General features: G+C 69.0%; 18 protein-coding genes. 5 read left to right on the forward strand and 13 right to left on the reverse strand.

Features of this window, described 5'->3' with window-relative positions:
* Nucleotides 1–145: 145 nt before the first annotated feature.
* From hemN to ccoN, 9 genes are read right to left on the reverse strand one after another with little or no spacing between them, the layout of a single operon-like run.
* Nucleotides 146–1,528 (reverse strand): oxygen-independent coproporphyrinogen III oxidase, encoded by a 1,383-nt coding sequence (gene hemN, locus ACODSY_RS19660; RefSeq protein WP_488953579.1) that lies wholly within the window; start codon nt 1,526–1,528, stop codon nt 146–148.
* Between the two features lie 45 nt (nt 1,529–1,573).
* A complete protein-coding gene (gene ccoS / locus ACODSY_RS19665; protein WP_488953580.1) occupies nt 1,574–1,732 on the reverse strand; it encodes a cbb3-type cytochrome oxidase assembly protein CcoS in 159 nt (52 codons plus the stop codon).
* Complete coding sequence (locus ACODSY_RS19670) at nt 1,720–3,897, reverse strand: heavy metal translocating P-type ATPase (RefSeq protein ID WP_488953581.1); 2,178 nt, start codon at nt 3,895–3,897, stop codon at nt 1,720–1,722. Before ACODSY_RS19670 ends, ccoS begins: the two co-directional genes overlap by 13 nt.
* Nucleotides 3,888–4,379 (reverse strand): FixH family protein, encoded by a 492-nt coding sequence (locus ACODSY_RS19675; RefSeq protein ID WP_488953582.1) that lies wholly within the window; start codon nt 4,377–4,379, stop codon nt 3,888–3,890. The genes ACODSY_RS19670 and ACODSY_RS19675 overlap by 10 nt, the downstream gene beginning before the upstream one ends.
* Nucleotides 4,376–5,869 (reverse strand): cytochrome c oxidase accessory protein CcoG, encoded by a 1,494-nt coding sequence (ccoG, locus tag ACODSY_RS19680; protein ID WP_488953583.1) that lies wholly within the window; start codon nt 5,867–5,869, stop codon nt 4,376–4,378. Before ccoG ends, ACODSY_RS19675 begins: the two co-directional genes overlap by 4 nt.
* Nucleotides 5,869–6,798: a cytochrome-c oxidase, cbb3-type subunit III gene (gene ccoP, locus ACODSY_RS19685; RefSeq protein ID WP_488953584.1), complete on the reverse strand. Its 930-nt coding sequence runs from the start codon at nt 6,796–6,798 to the stop codon at nt 5,869–5,871. The genes ccoG and ccoP overlap by 1 nt, the downstream gene beginning before the upstream one ends.
* On the reverse strand, nt 6,791–6,964 hold the full coding sequence (locus ACODSY_RS19690; protein WP_488953585.1) for a cbb3-type cytochrome c oxidase subunit 3: 174 nt from the start codon (nt 6,962–6,964) through the stop codon (nt 6,791–6,793). The genes ccoP and ACODSY_RS19690 overlap by 8 nt, the downstream gene beginning before the upstream one ends.
* Nucleotides 6,961–7,704, reverse strand: a complete 744-nt coding sequence (gene ccoO / locus ACODSY_RS19695) for a cytochrome-c oxidase, cbb3-type subunit II (RefSeq protein WP_488953747.1) — start codon at nt 7,702–7,704, stop codon at nt 6,961–6,963. Before ccoO ends, ACODSY_RS19690 begins: the two co-directional genes overlap by 4 nt.
* Nucleotides 7,705–7,708: 4 nt before the next feature.
* Nucleotides 7,709–9,190: a cytochrome-c oxidase, cbb3-type subunit I gene (gene ccoN / locus ACODSY_RS19700; RefSeq protein WP_488953748.1), complete on the reverse strand. Its 1,482-nt coding sequence runs from the start codon at nt 9,188–9,190 to the stop codon at nt 7,709–7,711.
* A gap of 296 nt (nt 9,191–9,486) precedes the next feature.
* On the opposite strand from ccoN, the gene ACODSY_RS19705 reads away from it, so the two are divergent.
* From ACODSY_RS19705 to ACODSY_RS19725, 5 genes are all read left to right on the forward strand, one after another.
* Nucleotides 9,487–9,735 (forward strand): hypothetical protein, encoded by a 249-nt coding sequence (locus ACODSY_RS19705; RefSeq protein WP_488953586.1) that lies wholly within the window; start codon nt 9,487–9,489, stop codon nt 9,733–9,735.
* A 160-nt stretch (nt 9,736–9,895) separates the two neighbouring features.
* Entirely contained in the window at nt 9,896–10,543 is a 648-nt protein-coding gene (locus ACODSY_RS19710; RefSeq protein ID WP_488953587.1) for an OmpW/AlkL family protein, read from the forward strand.
* An 81-nt stretch (nt 10,544–10,624) separates the two neighbouring features.
* Nucleotides 10,625–11,392, forward strand: coding sequence for an SDR family NAD(P)-dependent oxidoreductase (locus tag ACODSY_RS19715; protein ID WP_488953588.1), 768 nt, complete (start codon nt 10,625–10,627; stop codon nt 11,390–11,392).
* Between the two features lie 8 nt (nt 11,393–11,400).
* Entirely contained in the window at nt 11,401–11,826 is a 426-nt protein-coding gene (locus ACODSY_RS19720; protein ID WP_488953589.1) for a hypothetical protein, read from the forward strand.
* Nucleotides 11,823–12,431, forward strand: coding sequence for an NAD(P)H-dependent oxidoreductase (locus tag ACODSY_RS19725; RefSeq protein WP_488953590.1), 609 nt, complete (start codon nt 11,823–11,825; stop codon nt 12,429–12,431). Before ACODSY_RS19720 ends, ACODSY_RS19725 begins: the two co-directional genes overlap by 4 nt.
* Here the strand turns inward: ACODSY_RS19725 and ACODSY_RS19730 are convergent.
* The 4 genes from ACODSY_RS19730 to ACODSY_RS19745 all read right to left on the reverse strand — a co-directional run bounded on the left by ACODSY_RS19730 (nt 12,428) and on the right by ACODSY_RS19745 (nt 15,932).
* Nucleotides 12,428–12,814 carry a response regulator gene (locus tag ACODSY_RS19730; protein WP_488953591.1) on the reverse strand — a complete coding sequence of 129 codons (387 nt, stop codon included), beginning with the start codon at nt 12,812–12,814 and terminating at the stop codon, nt 12,428–12,430. The genes ACODSY_RS19725 and ACODSY_RS19730 overlap by 4 nt on opposite strands.
* Nucleotides 12,811–13,818, reverse strand: a complete 1,008-nt coding sequence (locus tag ACODSY_RS19735; protein ID WP_488953592.1) for a sensor histidine kinase — start codon at nt 13,816–13,818, stop codon at nt 12,811–12,813. Before ACODSY_RS19735 ends, ACODSY_RS19730 begins: the two co-directional genes overlap by 4 nt.
* Nucleotides 13,819–13,890: 72 nt before the next feature.
* On the reverse strand, nt 13,891–14,358 hold the full coding sequence (locus tag ACODSY_RS19740) for an Hsp20/alpha crystallin family protein (protein WP_488953593.1): 468 nt from the start codon (nt 14,356–14,358) through the stop codon (nt 13,891–13,893).
* Between the two features lie 185 nt (nt 14,359–14,543).
* Nucleotides 14,544–15,932, reverse strand: a complete 1,389-nt coding sequence (locus ACODSY_RS19745) for a L,D-transpeptidase family protein (protein ID WP_488953594.1) — start codon at nt 15,930–15,932, stop codon at nt 14,544–14,546.
* Nucleotides 15,933–16,005 lie beyond the last annotated feature (73 nt).

The raw sequence follows: 16,005 nt of genomic DNA on the forward strand, positions 1-16,005 counted from the left end.
CAAAGACCCGGTAACGTCCCTCCGACCGAACACGGTCCAGAGCGGTGCGGAAGGCCAGCGCGTAGTCCATGTCGATAGGGGCTCCTTGGGGCCGGGGGACCATGGAGGTCCACTCACCCCGCGGCCTTGACCGGGATCAAGGCCGTCAGATCGCCTTGGAATGCCGCGTCGCGTCGGCGTCGAAATAGGCGTCGAAGCAGGCGCAGATCGAACGCACGATGAGGCGGCCATCGCCGACGACCTTGAGCGTCGCACCGTCCAGGCGGGCCAGTCCATCCGCGAAGAAGGGCGCCAAGCGCGAGATCGCCTTGGAAAGGTGCGACATCTGCGCGCCGTGCCGCGCGCAAACCGCGTCCAGATCGACGGTGAGGTCGCACATGAGCCGCTCGATGATCTCACCGCGCAGGCGATCGTCCTCGGTCAGGGCCACGCCCCGCGCGATCGGGAGCTGATCGGTCTGGACGGCCACCCGCCAGCCGAGCTCCTGAGCAATATTCTGCACGTAGCCCTGCGGCAGGCGGCCGATCGCCGACGCGCCCAGGCCCAGCAGGGTGTTCGCAGTGTCGGTGGTGTAGCCCTGGAAGTTGCGGTGGAGGCGTCCTTCGCCGAGGGCTTGCGCCAGATCGTCGTCGGCCCGCGCGAAATGGTCGAGGCCGATGCGGACGTATCCGGCTTCGACCAGCCGGTCGGCCGCGGCCTCGGACTGGGCGAGCCGCTCCTCAGGACCCGGCAGCGCAGCCTCGTCGATCAGTTGCTGGTTGGCCTTCATCCAGGGCACATGCGCATAGCCGAAGAGCGCGATCCGCTCGGGCCGAAGCGCCAGGATCGCGTCCACCGTCTCAAGCGTGTTGGCCGTGGTCTGGTGCGGCAGCCCGTACATCAGGTCGAGGTTGATCGACCGAACGCGGGCTTCGCGCAGCCATTGAACGCCCGCGGCCACCTCCTCGAAGCTCTCGCGGCGGTTGACGGCGGCCTGAACCGTCGGGTCGAGGTTCTGCACGCCGAGACTGGCGCGGTTCAGGCCATGTCGGGCCGCAGCTCGCACCCAGTCGCGGCTGAGGGTCGAAGGATCCAGTTCCGCGGCGACCTCGAGGTCGGGCGACAGGTCGAAGACGCGGCTCAGGCCGTCGAAGATCGCGGTGAGTTCCTCCGCCGACAGCATGTTCGGCGTCCCGCCGCCGAGATGGATGGCGCGCGCGGGCAACCGCCGCCCGATGGCCCGGGCCAGGAAGTCCATCTCCGCAAGGAGCAGCTGCACGTACTCGCCGATCGGCTCGCGCCGGTTCACCGCGCGGGTGTTGCAGCCGCAATACCAGCACAGCCGCGCGCAAAACGGCACATGGATGTAGATGGAGACCGGATCTGTGGCCGGAAGCTCGGCCAGCCAGCCTCGATAGACCGCCTCATCCACGGTCGGCGCGAACTGCACGGCGGTCGGATAGCTGGTGTAGCGAGGGGCGCGGCCGTCAAAGCGGGCGACGAGATCGGCGAGGCGGTGGGCGCGGTCGGTCACGACTGAACTGTTCATCCGGTGACCCTGATCACGAACGGCCGGCGACGGCCGTGATGCAGATCAAGTCGTCGGCCGGTCGTCGTCCTCGTCGATCAGGATCCTTGCCGCGTCACCCGCCGGATCCTGGTACTGGCCGTCCCGCAGGGTCCACCAGAACGCGCCCAGCGCGATCAGACCGAGCCCCAGTGAGAAGGGCGCCAGAAGCATCACGATGTCCATCGGCGGACTCCAGTACGCAGGGCGTTCAGCGTGACCACGAGGGAAGAGCCCGACATGGCGATCGCCGCCACGAACGGGTTCACCAGCCCCAGCATCGCGGCCGGTGCGGCGACCAGGTTGTAGAGGGCCGCAAGGCCAAAGTTTTCCAGCGCCCGGGCGCGCGCGTTGCGCGCCATGTCGATGGCGTCCACGACCGGCATCAACGCGTCGCCCGAGAAGACGAGATCCGCCGCGTTCTGGCTGGCCTCGAGCGCCGTGCCGGGCGCCATCGCCGCGTGCGCCTTGGCGAGCGCGCCGGCGTCGTTCAATCCGTCCCCGACCATAAGAACCTTGCGGCCCCGCCGCGCCAGCGCGTCGATCGCCTCCGCCTTGTCCTGCGGAGAGCAGCCGGCGCGCCAGTCCGCGACGTCGACGCCGGCGGCGGCGCGGCCGACCGGTCCGGGCAGATCGCCGGACAGGATCTCCACCGTCAGGCCACGCCGCCGCAAGGCGGTCACGACATCGCCCGCATCGGCCCGGAGCGCGTCGACGAACGCGAAACGGATCCGCAGGTCGCCGTCGAACCCAAACCAGAGCTCGGTCTCGCCGCTGCGGCTCTCGATGCCGAGGAAGGCGGCCTTGCCCAGCCGGCAGCGGCGACCGTCGACAACGCCTTCGACACCCTGACCCGGGACCTCGGTCACCGTCTCGGCCACCGGGCCGTCGCCGGCGACCGACGCCAGGGCGCGGGCCAGCGGGTGGCGCGAGGCGCGCGCCAGCGGCGCGGCCATGGCAGTCGCGGCGGGAGCGGAATCTTTGAGGCGGGGACGCCCCTCGGTGAGCACGCCTGTCTTGTCGAAGACCACGTGATCGACTTCGGCCAGCCTTTCCAGCGCGGCGCCTGACTTCACCAGCACGCCATGCCGGAACAGCCGCGCCGAGGCGGTGATCTGCACCGCCGGCACCGCGAGGCCCAGGGCGCATGGGCAGGTCACGATCAGCACCGCCACCGCACGGATCAGGGCCTCGCGCGGATCGAGGCCATAGCCCCAGCCACCCAGGAAGGTGAGCAGGGCCACCGTGTGCACGACCGGCACGTAGACGGCGGCGGCCTTGTCCGCGAGGCGGACATAGCGGGACTTCGACTGGGCGCCGAGCTCCACCAGCCGGGCGATGGCGGCGACCGCGGAGTCTTCCGAACGCGCCGTGGCCCGCAGGCGGAGGACACCAGAAAGGTTCAGCGCGCCGGCGCGGCAGGCCAAGCCGACTCCCACGGCGACCGGCGCCGTCTCGCCTGTGAGCAGGCTGTTGTCCAGCTCGGACGCGCCCTCGACGATCTGGCCATCGACCGGCAGCCGATCGCCGGGACGCACCAGGAGGATGTCGCCAACGCCGACCTGATCGAGGGGCACCACCGCGAGGTCTCCCTCGTGGCCGATGCGGGTCGCGGTGGTGGCCTGCAGGGCCAGGAGATCCGCGGCCGCGCTGGATGCGCGCGCGCGAAGGCGATGCTCCAGCCACCGCCCGATCAACAGCAGGAACAGCAGTGAGACCGCGGCGTCGAAATAGACGTCCCGCCCATGCAGGATCGTCTCCGAGAAGCTGATGGCCAGGGTCAGCAGGACGCCGATCGAAATCGGCACGTCCATATTGGCGCGGCGCGCCTTCAGCGAACGCCAGGCGGAACGGAAGAACGGCAGGCCGGCATAGATCGCGCATGGCGCGCCCACGATGCCCGAGAACCACATCATGACCGTCCGCGTCGCCGGACCCAGTTCCTGCCCAAACAGCCCCGCCCATATCGGAACCGAGAACATCATGGTGTTCATGACGCCGAAGCCGGCGACGGCCATGGCCAGGATGAGTTCACGACCTTCGAGATCGTGAGTGAGGCGCGCCTCCTGCGGATCGTACGGCGTCGACGGATAGCCCAGGCGGTCCAGGGCCGCGACGACCTCCGTCGCATCGCCCGCCCCCGGCTGGAACTCCACGGACAGCCGCTTCAGGCTGAGGTTGACGCGGGCCGTGGCCACCCCTGGGACCGCGCCGACGGCGCGCTCCACCTTCGAGAGGCAGCCCGCGCAGCGCACGTCCGGCACCAGCAGTTCCAGGGTGCTACGGCCATCGTCGCGGCGGCGGAGAAAGGCGCCGAGGTCGCGTCGGGGCGCGTCGTAGGTCAGGGCCACGTGAGCCTCCGCTCCGCCAGGAAGGCGCCGCCCGAGGCGCCCTTGGCGTCGGCCGTGAGGTCCCACGCCCCGGCGATCCGGCCCGCCGGCGCGATGTAGCGGCCCGGAGAAGCCTCAACGAACTTCAGGCTGATCCGTCCGGCTTCGGTGGCGGGGCGCTCGAGGCGGCCGACGATGGCCAGGCCCGAGAGGGGGCGGCCGTCGCGATCGCGGAATTCCAGCCGCACCTGACCGGGCTCGGCCGCGGCGGCGGCCCGCCAGCCGAGCCGTTCCTGAGCCTCGAGCTGGGCGATCCTGCGGTTGTAGAGCAGCCCGTCTTCGTAGGGCGTCACCGACACTTGGCCCGGGAACGTGCGGAGCGCGAGCACCGTGAACGTCGCATCCACGCCCATGACGACGGCGAAGAAGGCCGTGATGCCGGCCAGAACGTGCCAGCCACGGATCGTGAACCCCGGACGGGTGGAGGTGTCGGTGGCGCTCATCGCGACGTTTCCGTTCCGGTGATGAAGGTGGTCTTGGCTTCGAACACGCCGGCCTTGCCGCGGATCACGAAGGTGGCGGGCAGGCTCTCGGTCGCGGCGTCCGAGGGATCGGCCGTCACGAACACCCTTACGGCGCGCACCTCGTTGGCGGGGATCGTCGCGGTCAGGGTCGCGCCCGCCGCTTCGCCCGGGATGCGCAGCCGTTCGCCGCCCACGCCCTCGAACGCGACGGAGACCGTCTGCGGCTGGAACGTACGGTTGGCGATCTTGAGCGTATAGCCGTTGCGCACGGATCCATCGTGCAGCCGCACGAACATGGGATTGCGGTCGCGCAGCGCATGCAGGTCCATGGCGGGCCGGTTGAGCAGCCCCCAGCCCAGCAGCGACGACACCAAGGCCAGCGCCACGGCGTAGTAGAGCGTGCGCGGTCGGACGAGCTTGTAGACGGGCGGCTCCTTGCGGGCGCGCGCGGCCGCCGCCGCGTCGGTGTCATAGGCGATGAGCGAGCGCGGGCGCTCCACCCGGTCCATGATCTCGTCGCAGGCGTCGATGCACAGGCCGCAGTTGATGCACTCGAGCTGCGGGCCGTTGCGGATGTCGATCCCCATCGGGCAGGCGACGACGCAGGCGTGGCAGTCGATACAGTCGCCCCGGCCTTCCCAGGTCTGGCCTTTCTTGTGGGGGCCACGGACCTCGCCCCGGTCGTAGCGGTAAGTGACCTGCAGCGAGTGGTCGTCGAGCATGGCGCCTTGGATGCGCGGCCAGGGGCACATGTAGGTGCAGACCTGCTCGCGCATGTGACCGGCGAAAATGTACGTGGTGCCCGTCAGGATCGCGCACGAGAGATAGGACTGGATCGGCGCCTTGCCGGTCCAGAACTCCACGAACAGCGTCGGCGCGTCGCGGAAATAGAAGATCCAGGCGCCGCCCGTGCCAAACGCCACCGCCAGCCAGACGAGGTGCTTGCCGCCCTTGCGCCACAGCTTGTCGAACGACCACGGCGCCGCCGCCAGTCGCATGCGGGCGTTCCGATCCCCTTCGAAGGCCCGCTCGATGTAGATGTAGAGGTCGGTCCAGACCGTCTGCGGGCAGGCGTAGCCGCACCAGAGGCGTCCGAACAACGCGGTCACCAGGAAGAGCGCAAGCGCCGCGATCACCAGCAGGCCGGTGATGAAGTACACCTCCTGGGGCCACAGCTGGATGCCGAAGAAGTAGAACCGCTGGCCGAAGAAATCGACCAGCACCGCCTGGTCCGGCAGCGCGCCCGGCCGCTCCCAACGGATCCACGGGGTGACGTAGTAGATGGCGAGCGTGAGGATCAGCAGCGCCCACTTGATCCGCCGCCAATGGCCGTGGACCAGCTTAGGGTAGATCGGCACCCGCGGCTGATAGAGGCCGCCGGTCCCCTTCTCCTTGCGCCGCACGCGTTCGGCGGCGGACTCCGGCCCGCCGTCCGTTCGTTTCGACACCGTATCGATGACGGTCGGCATCAGCGGGCCGCGCCGAGGGCGCTCCCCTGCGACGCCGCCGCGACCGAGGCGGCCGGCTCCGTCTCGCCACCGGCGTTGGCGTGGATGTAGACCGCCAGCGCCTTGATCGTTTCGGGCGAGAAGCGGGCCTCCCAGGTGGGCATGACGCCATTGCGACCATTCCAGATCTGGTCGCGGATCGTCTGCCGGTCCGAGCCGTATAGCCACTCGGCGTCGGTCAGGTTCGGGATGCCGCGCGTCACGTCGCCCGTTCCGGCGGGCCCGTGACAGGCCGAGCACTGATCGGCGAAGGTCTGGCGCGCCCGACCCACCGCCGCAGCCTCCGCCTTGCGACCCGAAAGGGCAACCACGTACTCCGTGAGATCCGACACCTGCGCATCGCTCAGCATCTGGTCGCGGCCGAAGGCGGGCATGACCGCCTCCCCGCGCGCCTGCGCGTGACCCGAGCGCACGCCGACCTGGATGGTGTGGCGGATCTCGTCGAGCGTTCCCCCCCAGAGCCACACGTCGTCGCGCAGGTTAGGATAGCCCTTGGCGCCCGCGCCGCCTGCGCCGTGGCAGGTGGCGCAGTTGTCGCCGAACACCGATTGGCCGACCTGCATGGCATAGGCCTGCAGCTCGGGATCGGCCTCGATCTGCTGCAGCGACGCGTCGCGCAGCCGGGTCTCGCCGGCCTGCCGCTGCTTGGCCAGGGCGCCCAGTTCCTGGACGACGGCCGCCCGGTCTGAAAGCCCCAGGACACCCTTTGTATAGCCGGTGATCCCAGGCCAAGCCGGCATCAGGATCCAGTATACGATGGCCCAGGCGATCGAGCCGTACCACACCCACAGCCACCAGCGCGGCAGCGGGGTGTCCAGCTCCTTGATGCCGTCCCACTCGTGGCCGGTGGTCTCCGTGCCGGAGTGCTCGTCGCGCTCGCGGTCAGACATGGTCGCTCTCGTCCTGCTCGAGGGGGAGTTTGGCGAGGCGATCGAACGCCTCCTTGTGGCGCGGCCAGAGCGCGTAGATCAGGCCGCCGGCGAAGATCAGGCCGAAGTAGATTGTCCCGCCCTGCTGGGCGAAGGTCGCCACGGCCTCGTAGGAAAGACCGCTCATCGCAGGTTCTCCGGGTCTTCCGCCTTGTAGGTGCGGAAATCGACCATCGTGCCGAGCACCTGGAGGTAGGCGATCAGGGCGTCCAGTTCGGTGATCCGGGAAGGATCGCCGTCGAAGTCGCGCTGCTGCACCTTCGCGCCGTAGCGCTTCTTCAGGTTCGAGGTCTCGCCCGCGAACGGATCGACCTGTTGCTCGAGGTCGGCGCTGGCGTTGGCGATCTGGTCCTTGGTGTACGGCACGCCCACCCGTGTCAGCGCCTCGAGGTGCTTCTGCACCGCGCGGTAGTCCAGCTCGCGCTCAGCCAGGAAGGCGTAAGGCGGCATGTTGGACTCCGGCACGACGGCGCGCGGATTCTTCAGGTGATCGACATGCCAGCTGTCGGAGTACTTGCCGCCCACGCGCGCTAGGTCCGGGCCCGTACGCTTTGAGCCCCACTGGAACGGGTGGTCGTACATGCTCTCCGCGGCCAGGCTGTAGTGGCCGTAGCGCTCGACCTCGTCGCGCAGGGGGCGGATCATCTGCGAGTGGCAGACGTAGCAGCCCTCGCGGACGTAGATGTCGCGGCCGGCCTGCTCGAGCGGGGTATAGGGCCGAACGCCCTGCACCTTCTCGATCGTGCTCTCCAGGTAGAAGAGCGGGCTGATCTCGACGAGGCCGCCGATCGAGACCACGATGATGATGCCGATCAGGAGGACGAGCGAATGACGCTCGAACTTTTCGTGACGCTTCCACATTTGCAGGGCCCTACTCAGCCGCCATCAGGGCGGGGGCGCCCGCGGCCTGCAGGTCCGCGGTCGCGGGCCTGGGCATGCGGATCGTGCGCCACAGGTTGAAGGACATGATCACCGCGCCGGCGAGGTACATGAGCCCCCCGATCGTGCGGATGACGTTCTCGATATGCTTGGCCGCGACGGTCTCGACGAAGGCGTTCGCGAGGTAGCCCTGCGGCGTGTATTCGCGCCACATCAGGCCTTCCATGATGCCGGAGACCCACATCGCGGCGATGTAGAGCAGGATGCCCGTCGTCGCGATCCAGAAGTGCCACTCGACCAGGGTGTTCGAGTAGAGGCGGTCCTTCTTCCAGAGCCAGGGCACCAGGCAGTAGATCGCGCCGAAGCTGATGAAGCCGACCCAGCCGAGGGCGCCCGAATGGACGTGGCCGATGCCCCAGTCCGTGTAGTGGCTGAGCGCGTTGACCGCCCGGACCGACATGAGCGGCCCTTCGAACGTGGCCATGCCGTAGAAGGCGATGGCGACGACCATCATGCGGACGACCGGGTCGGTGCGCAGCTTGTCCCAAGCGCCCGAGAGCGTCATCAGGCCGTTGATCATGCCGCCCCAGGAGGGCATCCAGAGCATGATCGAGAAGGTCATCCCCAGCGTCTGGGCCCACTGCGGCAGGGCCGTGTAGTGCAGGTGGTGCGGACCCGCCCAGATGTAGATGAAGATCAGCGACCAGAAGTGGACGATGGACAGGCGGTACGAATAGACCGGCCGTTCAACCCGCTTCGGCACGAAGTAGTACATCATCGCTAGGAAGCCGGCCGTCAGGAAGAAGCCCACGGCGTTGTGGCCGTACCACCACTGGGTCAGGGCGTCCTGGACCCCGGCGAAAGCCGAGTAGCTCTTGGACTCCAGCAGGCCCACCGGCATCGCCAGGTTGTTGACGATGTGCAGGATCGCGATGGTGACGATGAAGGCCAGGTAGAACCAGTTGGCCACATAGATGTGGGGTTCCTTCCGCTTCCAGATCGTTCCCAGGAACACGAGCAGGTAAGCGACCCACACGATGGTCAGCCACAGGTCCACGTACCATTCGGGCTCGGCGTACTCCCGGCTCTGGGTGATCCCGGCGAGGTAGCCCGTGGCCGCCAGCACGATGAACAGCTGGTAGCCCCAGAATACGAACCAGGGCCACACGCCGCCCGCGAGGCGCGCCTTGCAGGTGCGCTGCACCACATAGAAGGAGGTCGCGATCAGGGCGTTGCCCCCGAACGCGAAGATCACCGCCGAGGTGTGCAGCGGGCGCAACCGGCCGAAGTTCAGCCACTCGGCGTCTGGGAAATAGAAGATCCTCGGCCAGGAGAGCTGGGCTGCGATCAGCACCCCTGCCCCGAGGCCGGCGACGGCCCAGAACATGGTGGCGATGACCCCGGCGCGCACAACGCCGTCGGCGTAGCGGGTTGGGTCGGCGCGCAGCTTTCCGTCGGCCATCGAGACCGACATCGCAAGGAAGCCCACGGCGAAGGCGCCCAGCATGATCCAGCTGTGAAGCCTGAAGCTGGGGTCCTGCGTGAAGGCGGTCGCCAGCAGCGCGGCGAACGCGCAGAGGCCGGTGAAGACATATAGGGCGACGGCGTCGAACGGCGCGTCGTCGCGAAAGGCTCGGGCCTGCGTCATGGAACCCACGGCTGCGTTGAGAGACGCTCAGGCTTCTGCCGCAGCGCGCATGGGGCGGCTTTGATCTCCGTCAACGCCCCCGCTTCCGGGGGGTGCGACAAGGCGGCGTTCCGGAGGACCGAATGCGCCGTCTCGCCCATCCCTATGAAGACCGCGTGTTCCGATTGGGCGCCGGGACGGTCGGCGGCATCCTGCTCGCCAGTGCAGGCCTCGCCGCCGACCTCGCCCGCGACCACATGGCCCTCATCGGAACGATTTGCGGCGCCGACGCCGCCCCCCATTGCGGCTGGTGCTACGCCGCGGCGGGCCTCGCGGTGGCGGGACTTGCCGCCGTGGCCATAGCCCTCGCGCCCTCGCGCCCCGCGCTCTGACCACGCTTCTGCGCCCTATCCGCGCGGGATGATCGCGCCCTCCGGCCGCCGATCCGATTTTCGAAAGTCGGGTTTGCTCCAGATCAAAGTCCCGCTGATCGGCAGGCGCCAAACCGTCCTCACAAGCGGCGCCATACGCCGCCGCGAAGGGGATAGAACCGTGAACTCGAAGCATCTGATTGCGGCGGCGCTCGCCGCCCTGGCGGCTGGCGGAAGCGCCCAGGCCCAGGACTTTAAGCCGAAGGCCAAGGGCGATGTGGTCCTCAACGTCCGCGTCACCGAAATCGCGCCCACCGGCACCGACCCGATCACGACCCTCGCGGGCGCCGGCGTCGGACTGCGCTCGAAGGTCGGCTACGACGTCATGCCGACCATCGGCGTCGCCTACTTCCTGAGCGATCACGTGGCGATCGAAGGGATCGCCGGCACGACCCAGCACACGGTCAGGGCCAAGGGCCCCGGCACGAACCTGAAGGTGAAGGACACCTGGGTGCTGCCGCCCATCGTGACGCTGCAGTACCATTTCGCGCCGGAGGCGCGGGTCAGTCCCTATGTGGGCGCGGGCGTGAACTACATGCTGTTCTACGGCGGCGACGACAAGAACGGCTTCCACCTCAAGCTCGACGACGGATTCGGCGCGGCGCTTCAGGCCGGCGTCGATATCGCCGCGCGCGACCGCTGGAGCGTCAACCTGGATGCGAAGAAGGTGTTCTTCGAAACCGACGCAGTCGACCAGGCCAGCGGGATCAAGTCGAAAGTGACCCTGAACCCCTGGGTGCTCTCGGCCGGCGTCGGCTATCGGTTCTGACGACACTCCGCAGTTGATCCTGCGCAAGGCGTCGACCTGGCCCCGTCCCTAGCCTCTTCCGATAGACCACGGGAGGCCGCCATGGACCGCTTGAAGGGGAAGGTTGCCGTGATCACCGGCGGCGCGCTTGGCCTCGGGCGCGCCACCGCGTTGCGCATGGCCGAGGAGGGCGCGGCGGTCGCGGTGTGCGACGTGCTCGTGCAGGACGCGAACGCCTTCGTCGACGAACTGGCGGGACGCGGATTCGACGCCTGCTGCTGGCAGCTGGACGTCTCGCGCGAGGCTGATGTGAAGCGCGTCCTGGACGCGGTGGCCCAACGGTTCGGCCGCATCGACATTCTGGTGAACAACGCCGGCGTCGCGGGGGTCAACAAGCCCACCGACCAGATCACCGAGGCGGAGTGGGACTTCGTGCAGGGGATCAACGTCAAGGGCGTGTTCTTCGGGACCAAGCACGCGATCCCCCACCTGCGCCGCGCCGGCGGCGGCGCCATCATCAACCTCAGCTCGATCTACGGGCTGGTGAGCGCGCCCGACGTGCCGCCCTACCACGCCTCGAAGGGCGCCGTGCGGCTTATGACCAAGACCGACGCCCTGCTCTACGCGAAGGATCGGATCCGCGTGAACTCGATCCACCCTGGCTTCATCTGGACGCCGATGGTCGAGGGCTATGTGCAGGACACCGGCGACGAGACGGGCGCCCAAGTCAGCCTGGCGGCGATGCATCCGCTGGGTCACATCGGCGATCCCGACGACGTTGCCTGGGGCTGTGTCTATCTCGCCTCCGACGAAGCCAAGTTCGTCACCGGCGCCGAGCTGGTGATCGACGGCGGCTACACGGCCCGTTGAGGTCCGCGATGCCCGCCCCGCTCGCCGCCCTGCTACGCGCCCTCGCTGTCTGGCTCCTGATCATGCTTGGCGAGAGCGCCCATGGCATGGCGCGCCGATTCCTCTTCAGCCCGGACGTCACCTTCGCCCTGCGCCAGGTCTCTGTGGTCGTCGGCGTCCTGATCGTGTTCGGGGTGACCTGGGTCTGCCTCCCTTGGCTGCGACTGCGCTCGGCGCGCGCTGCGCTTCTCGTGGGCGCCTTGTGGGTGACGCTGACGCTCGGCTTCGAGGTCGCGTTGGGAAGGCTCATGGGCCTCGGGTTGGAGCACACCTTCGCCGAATACGACTTGGCGCACGGCGGGCTCATGCCTCTGGGACTGCTTGCGATGGGGTTGACGCCCTGGCTCGTCCTGCGGCTCCAGGCCGCGCCACGCAAATTGCGGAAAACGCCATGAAGCACGCCGTCATCCTGGCCCATCCGGCCCACAACAGTCTGAACGCCGCCATCGCGGCGAGCTACGAGGCCGCGATCACCGCGCTCGGCCACGACGTCGTCGTGCGCGATCTCTACCGCATGCGGTTCGATCCCCGTCTGTGGGCCCCTGAGATTCCCGGGCCGAAGCCGCCGCGGTTCCGCGCCGATGTTCTGCGCGAGCGCGCTCTGCTCGCGGACGTCGACGTGTTCGCGTTCGTCTACCCGCTCTGGTTCAACGCGCCGCCGGCGATCCTCAAGGGTTACGTTGATCGCGTCTTCAGCATGGGCTTCGGCTTCACGCCCGGGTTCGGGGGGACCAATCCGGCGCTGACCGGCCGCCAACTGATCAGCTTCACCACCTCCGGAGCGCCGGACCAGTGGGTGCGGGACACGGGCGCCCTCAGCGACCTGCTGCGCCTCTTCGACCGACACCTGGCGGGGACCTGTGGGCTCGAGGTGGTCGACCACGCTCATTTCGGCGGCATCGTCTCCGACATTTCCCGGGATTTCGTGGCCGAGATCCTCGATCGGGTGACGAGCGCCGCGCGGGTTCATTTCCGCGCGCACCCGCCGCAGGCCGCCTAGTCCCCTGCCGTCTCCCATCCCAGCGCCTTCGCCACGCGGCGCGCGAAGTCGCCCAGCGGCAATGGCTTTGGCAGCACCGTGACGTTCCCGAAGGAGGGATCGACGCCCAACTGGCTGTAGCCCGTCACGAAGGCGAAGGGCGTCCCGCGGCGCGCCAGGTCTTCCGCGACAGCATAGACGAACTCGCCCTCCAGATTGACGTCGAGCAGCGCCCCCTCCGGCGGGTCGGCGGCCACCAGCGCGAGCGCGGCCGCGACCGTCGCCGCGGGCCCGATCACCTCCGCGCCCGCATCGAGCAACAGATCCTCGATCAGCAGCGCCACGAGGGGTTCGTCTTCCACGACCAGGATCCGGCGCCCCGCGAGCGCCCGCGTCCCCTTCATGCCTCGCCGTCCACCAAGGGGAACTCGAGGGAGGCCGTCAGGCCGTCGGCGGCGTAGTCGAGGGTGGCGGTCCCATGCAGACCCGCCGCCAGACTGCGCTTGATCAAGCGGGTGCCGAAACCTTCGCGCGCCGGGGGTGAAACGCCCGGGCCGCCGCGCTCCTGCCAGGTGAGCCGCAGCCGCGGGCCGGATGACGGGTGCTCGACGCACCAGTTCACCGCCAGGGCGCCGCCCGCCGCCGAGAACGCGCCGAACTTCGCCGCATTGGTCGCCAGCTCGCCCACGACCATTCCGAGCGTCACGGCTCGATTTGGGCGGAGCACGACGTCCGGCCCTTCGGACACGAACGGCGCCCCTTCGCGGCCGTAGGGAAGGAGTTGCTCCGCGAGGATATCGGCGACGTGGGCGCCGACCCAGTCGTTGCGCGTGAGCACGTCGTGGCTCTGCGACAGGGCGGTGATGCGCGCGATGACGGCCTCGCCGAAGGCCTCGGGCGTCGACGCCGAGCGGACAGTCTGAGCGACGATGGATTGCACGCTCGCAAGGGTGTTCTTGACCCGGTGATTAAGCTCCCGGATCAGCAGTACTTGGCGCTCCTGCACCTCGAGCCTGGGCGTCAGGTCGCGGATCACGCTGGTGATCAAGGGATGTCCGTGATCCGGCAGCAGGCTCAGGTTGGTCTCGATGGGGAACTCGGAGCCGTTCTTGCGCCGCCCGAACATGTTGGCCCCGTCCCCCATCCGCCGTGTCTGCGGGTTCGCGAGGTACGCCTGCAGATAGGCGCCATGGAGGCCCTGGAAGCGTTCTGGCATCAGCACGTCGATCGAGTCGCCGATCAGTTCCTCGCGCGAATAGCCGAACAGCCGCTCGGCCTCCGCATTGAGGAGAACGATGCGGCCATCCTCGTCGCAGATGACCATGGCGTCGGGCGCGCCCTCAAGCAGGGCGCGGAACCTCGCCTCGCTGAAACGCGGGCTCTCGGGCGGCGCGTTCAGACGCGGCATGCAGCTCTCCAGGAAAAGGACGCCCTGGCCCAATGGGCCGGGGCGTCCAGGTCGCCAGTCCGTCTTGGGGGACTATTTGGACTGGATCTCGATGGTCTTGGCCTCGGCGTCCGGCCGCTTCGGGATCTCTACGGTCAGAATGCCGTCCTTCAGGCTCGCGCTGATCTTCGAAGGGTCCGTGCTACGGGGCAGGTAGACGGACCGCGAGAAGCGCCCGTAGCTGCGCTCAGTCAGGCGGGCCTCGCCGTCGACCTTCTCCTGGGCGGCGGTCTTCTCGCCGCTGATGGTGAGAACGTCGTCTTCCGCGGTCACCTTGATCTGATCGCCCGTCAGGCCGGGAGCCTCGACGGTGATCCGCAGGCCGGACTTCGTCTCGTCCACGTCCATGCGCGGCGCGAACGAGGCCTCGGTCAGAGCGCCGAAGCCCTCGCCCAGGTCGTCGAAGAAGCGGTTGAACTCGCGTTGCAGCGGCGCGAACAGCGTCATGGCGTTGCGCTGCAGGTTGGGAACCAGGTCCTTTGCAGGCGTAGGGGCGATCATCTGGAACCTCCGTTGCTGACGTCCGCAACTTTCCCCACTCGGGGCGGAGACGCCTTGCGCGAGGTCAAACCGTCCGCGGCTTCAGGTCCGCAGAGGGGCCCGCGACCAGGTGGGGTGGACAGGGCGACGGGGGAGAGCATGCGGCTAAGCATGCGCGCGGCGCCGGCGAGCCAGTTTGATCCGCCTCAATCGCGCGGCAGGGAGCGGGCCAGCCGCGCATCCCAACCGTAGATGTCCGGATGGAAGGCCGGAGGCCCTTCGCCGGAAGGATGCACGGTACGGTGCACGACGAAGAGGGGTACGGCCGCCGGCAGCCGGATCCGCCGCGTCGTCCCCGCTGCGATACGGGCGTCGATCTCGGCCGATGAGATGCCGGCCCCGCCGAGCAACGCCGCGGCGAGCGCGCGCGGGTTTTCGAGCCGCATGCAGCCGTGGCTGAAGGCCCGCACCGGATTGGCGAACAGGCCCCTGCCCGGTGTGTCGTGCAGGTAGACGCCGAAGCGGTTCGGCACGTCGAACTTGATCTGGCCGAGCGAATTGTTCGGGCCGGGCCGTTGCTGCAGGCGGCCATCCACCCAGCGGATACCCAGGCTCGCCAGCATGCCCGGACGGCGCGCCTCCGCCGGCAGCAGTTCGTTGCGGGCGATGGAGTCGGGAACGTTCCAAGGCGGATTGAAGACCACCGCCTCTATCCGGGCGGCGAACATCGGGGTCGGGTGGGCCGGGCTGCCGACGATGGCGCGCATGCGGAGCACCTCCTCGCCCCCTCGGAAGAGCGCGGCGACCTGGGCGCCCGTGTCGACCTCCACCCGGTCCGCCGGCAGCGGGCGCGGCAGCCAGCGCCAGCGTTCGAGGTTGGCGTCGATTTGCGCAAGCCGCTCCGCCGCGGACACGTTGAGCGCGCGTCGGGTTTCACCACCCGCCACGCCGTCGACGGCGAGGGCGTGGCGGGCCTGGAAGGCGCGCACGGCCTGCTCTAGGGGGAAATCGAAGGTCTCATCGTCCCCAGAGCCGGGGGCGGCATATCCTTCCGCGGACAGCCGCTCCCGCAAGGCAGCGACCGGGTCGCCGCGCGCGCCGTCCCTCAAAGGCGCTCCCTCCGGTATGGGCCGCCAGCCGCCGGAGGCCGCGAGCGCGGCGTATCGGGCGTGCCCGGCGCGCAGGGCGTCGTAGGCGGGGTCCGGCGGCGAGAGGCCCGCGAGCCAGCTCGCCACCTGGCCGTCGGCACGCGCCGCGCGAAACTCGGCATCGATGTCGCGCGCGCCTGGCGCCAGGCTCCAACGGTTGTCGATCGCCGCGGGCCGCAGCGCCTGTCCGGTCTCGCGCCGCGCATAGGCCAGCAGGCGAGCCACCAGCGCCTCGTCGGACAACGACACTGCGGCCGCGGGTTCAAGGTCAAGCTCTGCGACGATCGCCGCGCGCGCCTCGGCAGACAGCGCAGGCTCGGCCGTCCAGGCCCCGCCGCAGGCCATCGCCATCGCCCCGGTCAGGACCGTCCGGCGGCCCACCGCTCGACCGCCTGAAATCAGTGTGAAGGCGGCGCTGTCACCGCGTTGTCGCGCAGGGCTGGGCAAGCTCGTCTCCTGCCGGCAACCTGACGACGCCGCGCGCACGCCGCAGTGACGAAAATCAAGCCCACCCGCTTGC

The organism is Phenylobacterium sp. FG114 (genome assembly GCF_057809855.1).

Bases quoted from the DNA above. Each gene is read 5' to 3' on its own strand.
- hemN (WP_488953579.1), bottom strand. From the start codon at position 1,528: ATGAACAGTTCAGTCGTGACCGACCGCGCCCACCGCCTCGCCGATCTC.
- ccoS (WP_488953580.1), bottom strand. From the start codon at position 1,732: ATGGACATCGTGATGCTTCTGGCGCCCTTCTCACTGGGGCTCGGTCTG.
- ACODSY_RS19675 (WP_488953582.1), bottom strand. From the start codon at position 4,379: ATGAGCGCCACCGACACCTCCACCCGTCCGGGGTTCACGATCCGTGGC.
- ccoG (WP_488953583.1), bottom strand. From the start codon at position 5,869: ATGCCGACCGTCATCGATACGGTGTCGAAACGAACGGACGGCGGGCCG.
- ccoP (WP_488953584.1), bottom strand. From the start codon at position 6,798: ATGTCTGACCGCGAGCGCGACGAGCACTCCGGCACGGAGACCACCGGC.
- ACODSY_RS19690 (WP_488953585.1), bottom strand. From the start codon at position 6,964: ATGAGCGGTCTTTCCTACGAGGCCGTGGCGACCTTCGCCCAGCAGGGC.
- ccoN (WP_488953748.1), bottom strand. From the start codon at position 9,190: ATGTCGGTCTCGATGGCCGACGGAAAGCTGCGCGCCGACCCAACCCGC.
- ACODSY_RS19705 (WP_488953586.1), top strand. From the start codon at position 9,487: ATGCGCCGTCTCGCCCATCCCTATGAAGACCGCGTGTTCCGATTGGGC.
- ACODSY_RS19715 (WP_488953588.1), top strand. From the start codon at position 10,625: ATGGACCGCTTGAAGGGGAAGGTTGCCGTGATCACCGGCGGCGCGCTT.
- ACODSY_RS19720 (WP_488953589.1), top strand. From the start codon at position 11,401: ATGCCCGCCCCGCTCGCCGCCCTGCTACGCGCCCTCGCTGTCTGGCTC.
- ACODSY_RS19725 (WP_488953590.1), top strand. From the start codon at position 11,823: ATGAAGCACGCCGTCATCCTGGCCCATCCGGCCCACAACAGTCTGAAC.
- ACODSY_RS19730 (WP_488953591.1), bottom strand. From the start codon at position 12,814: ATGAAGGGGACGCGGGCGCTCGCGGGGCGCCGGATCCTGGTCGTGGAA.
- ACODSY_RS19735 (WP_488953592.1), bottom strand. From the start codon at position 13,818: ATGCCGCGTCTGAACGCGCCGCCCGAGAGCCCGCGTTTCAGCGAGGCG.
- ACODSY_RS19740 (WP_488953593.1), bottom strand. From the start codon at position 14,358: ATGATCGCCCCTACGCCTGCAAAGGACCTGGTTCCCAACCTGCAGCGC.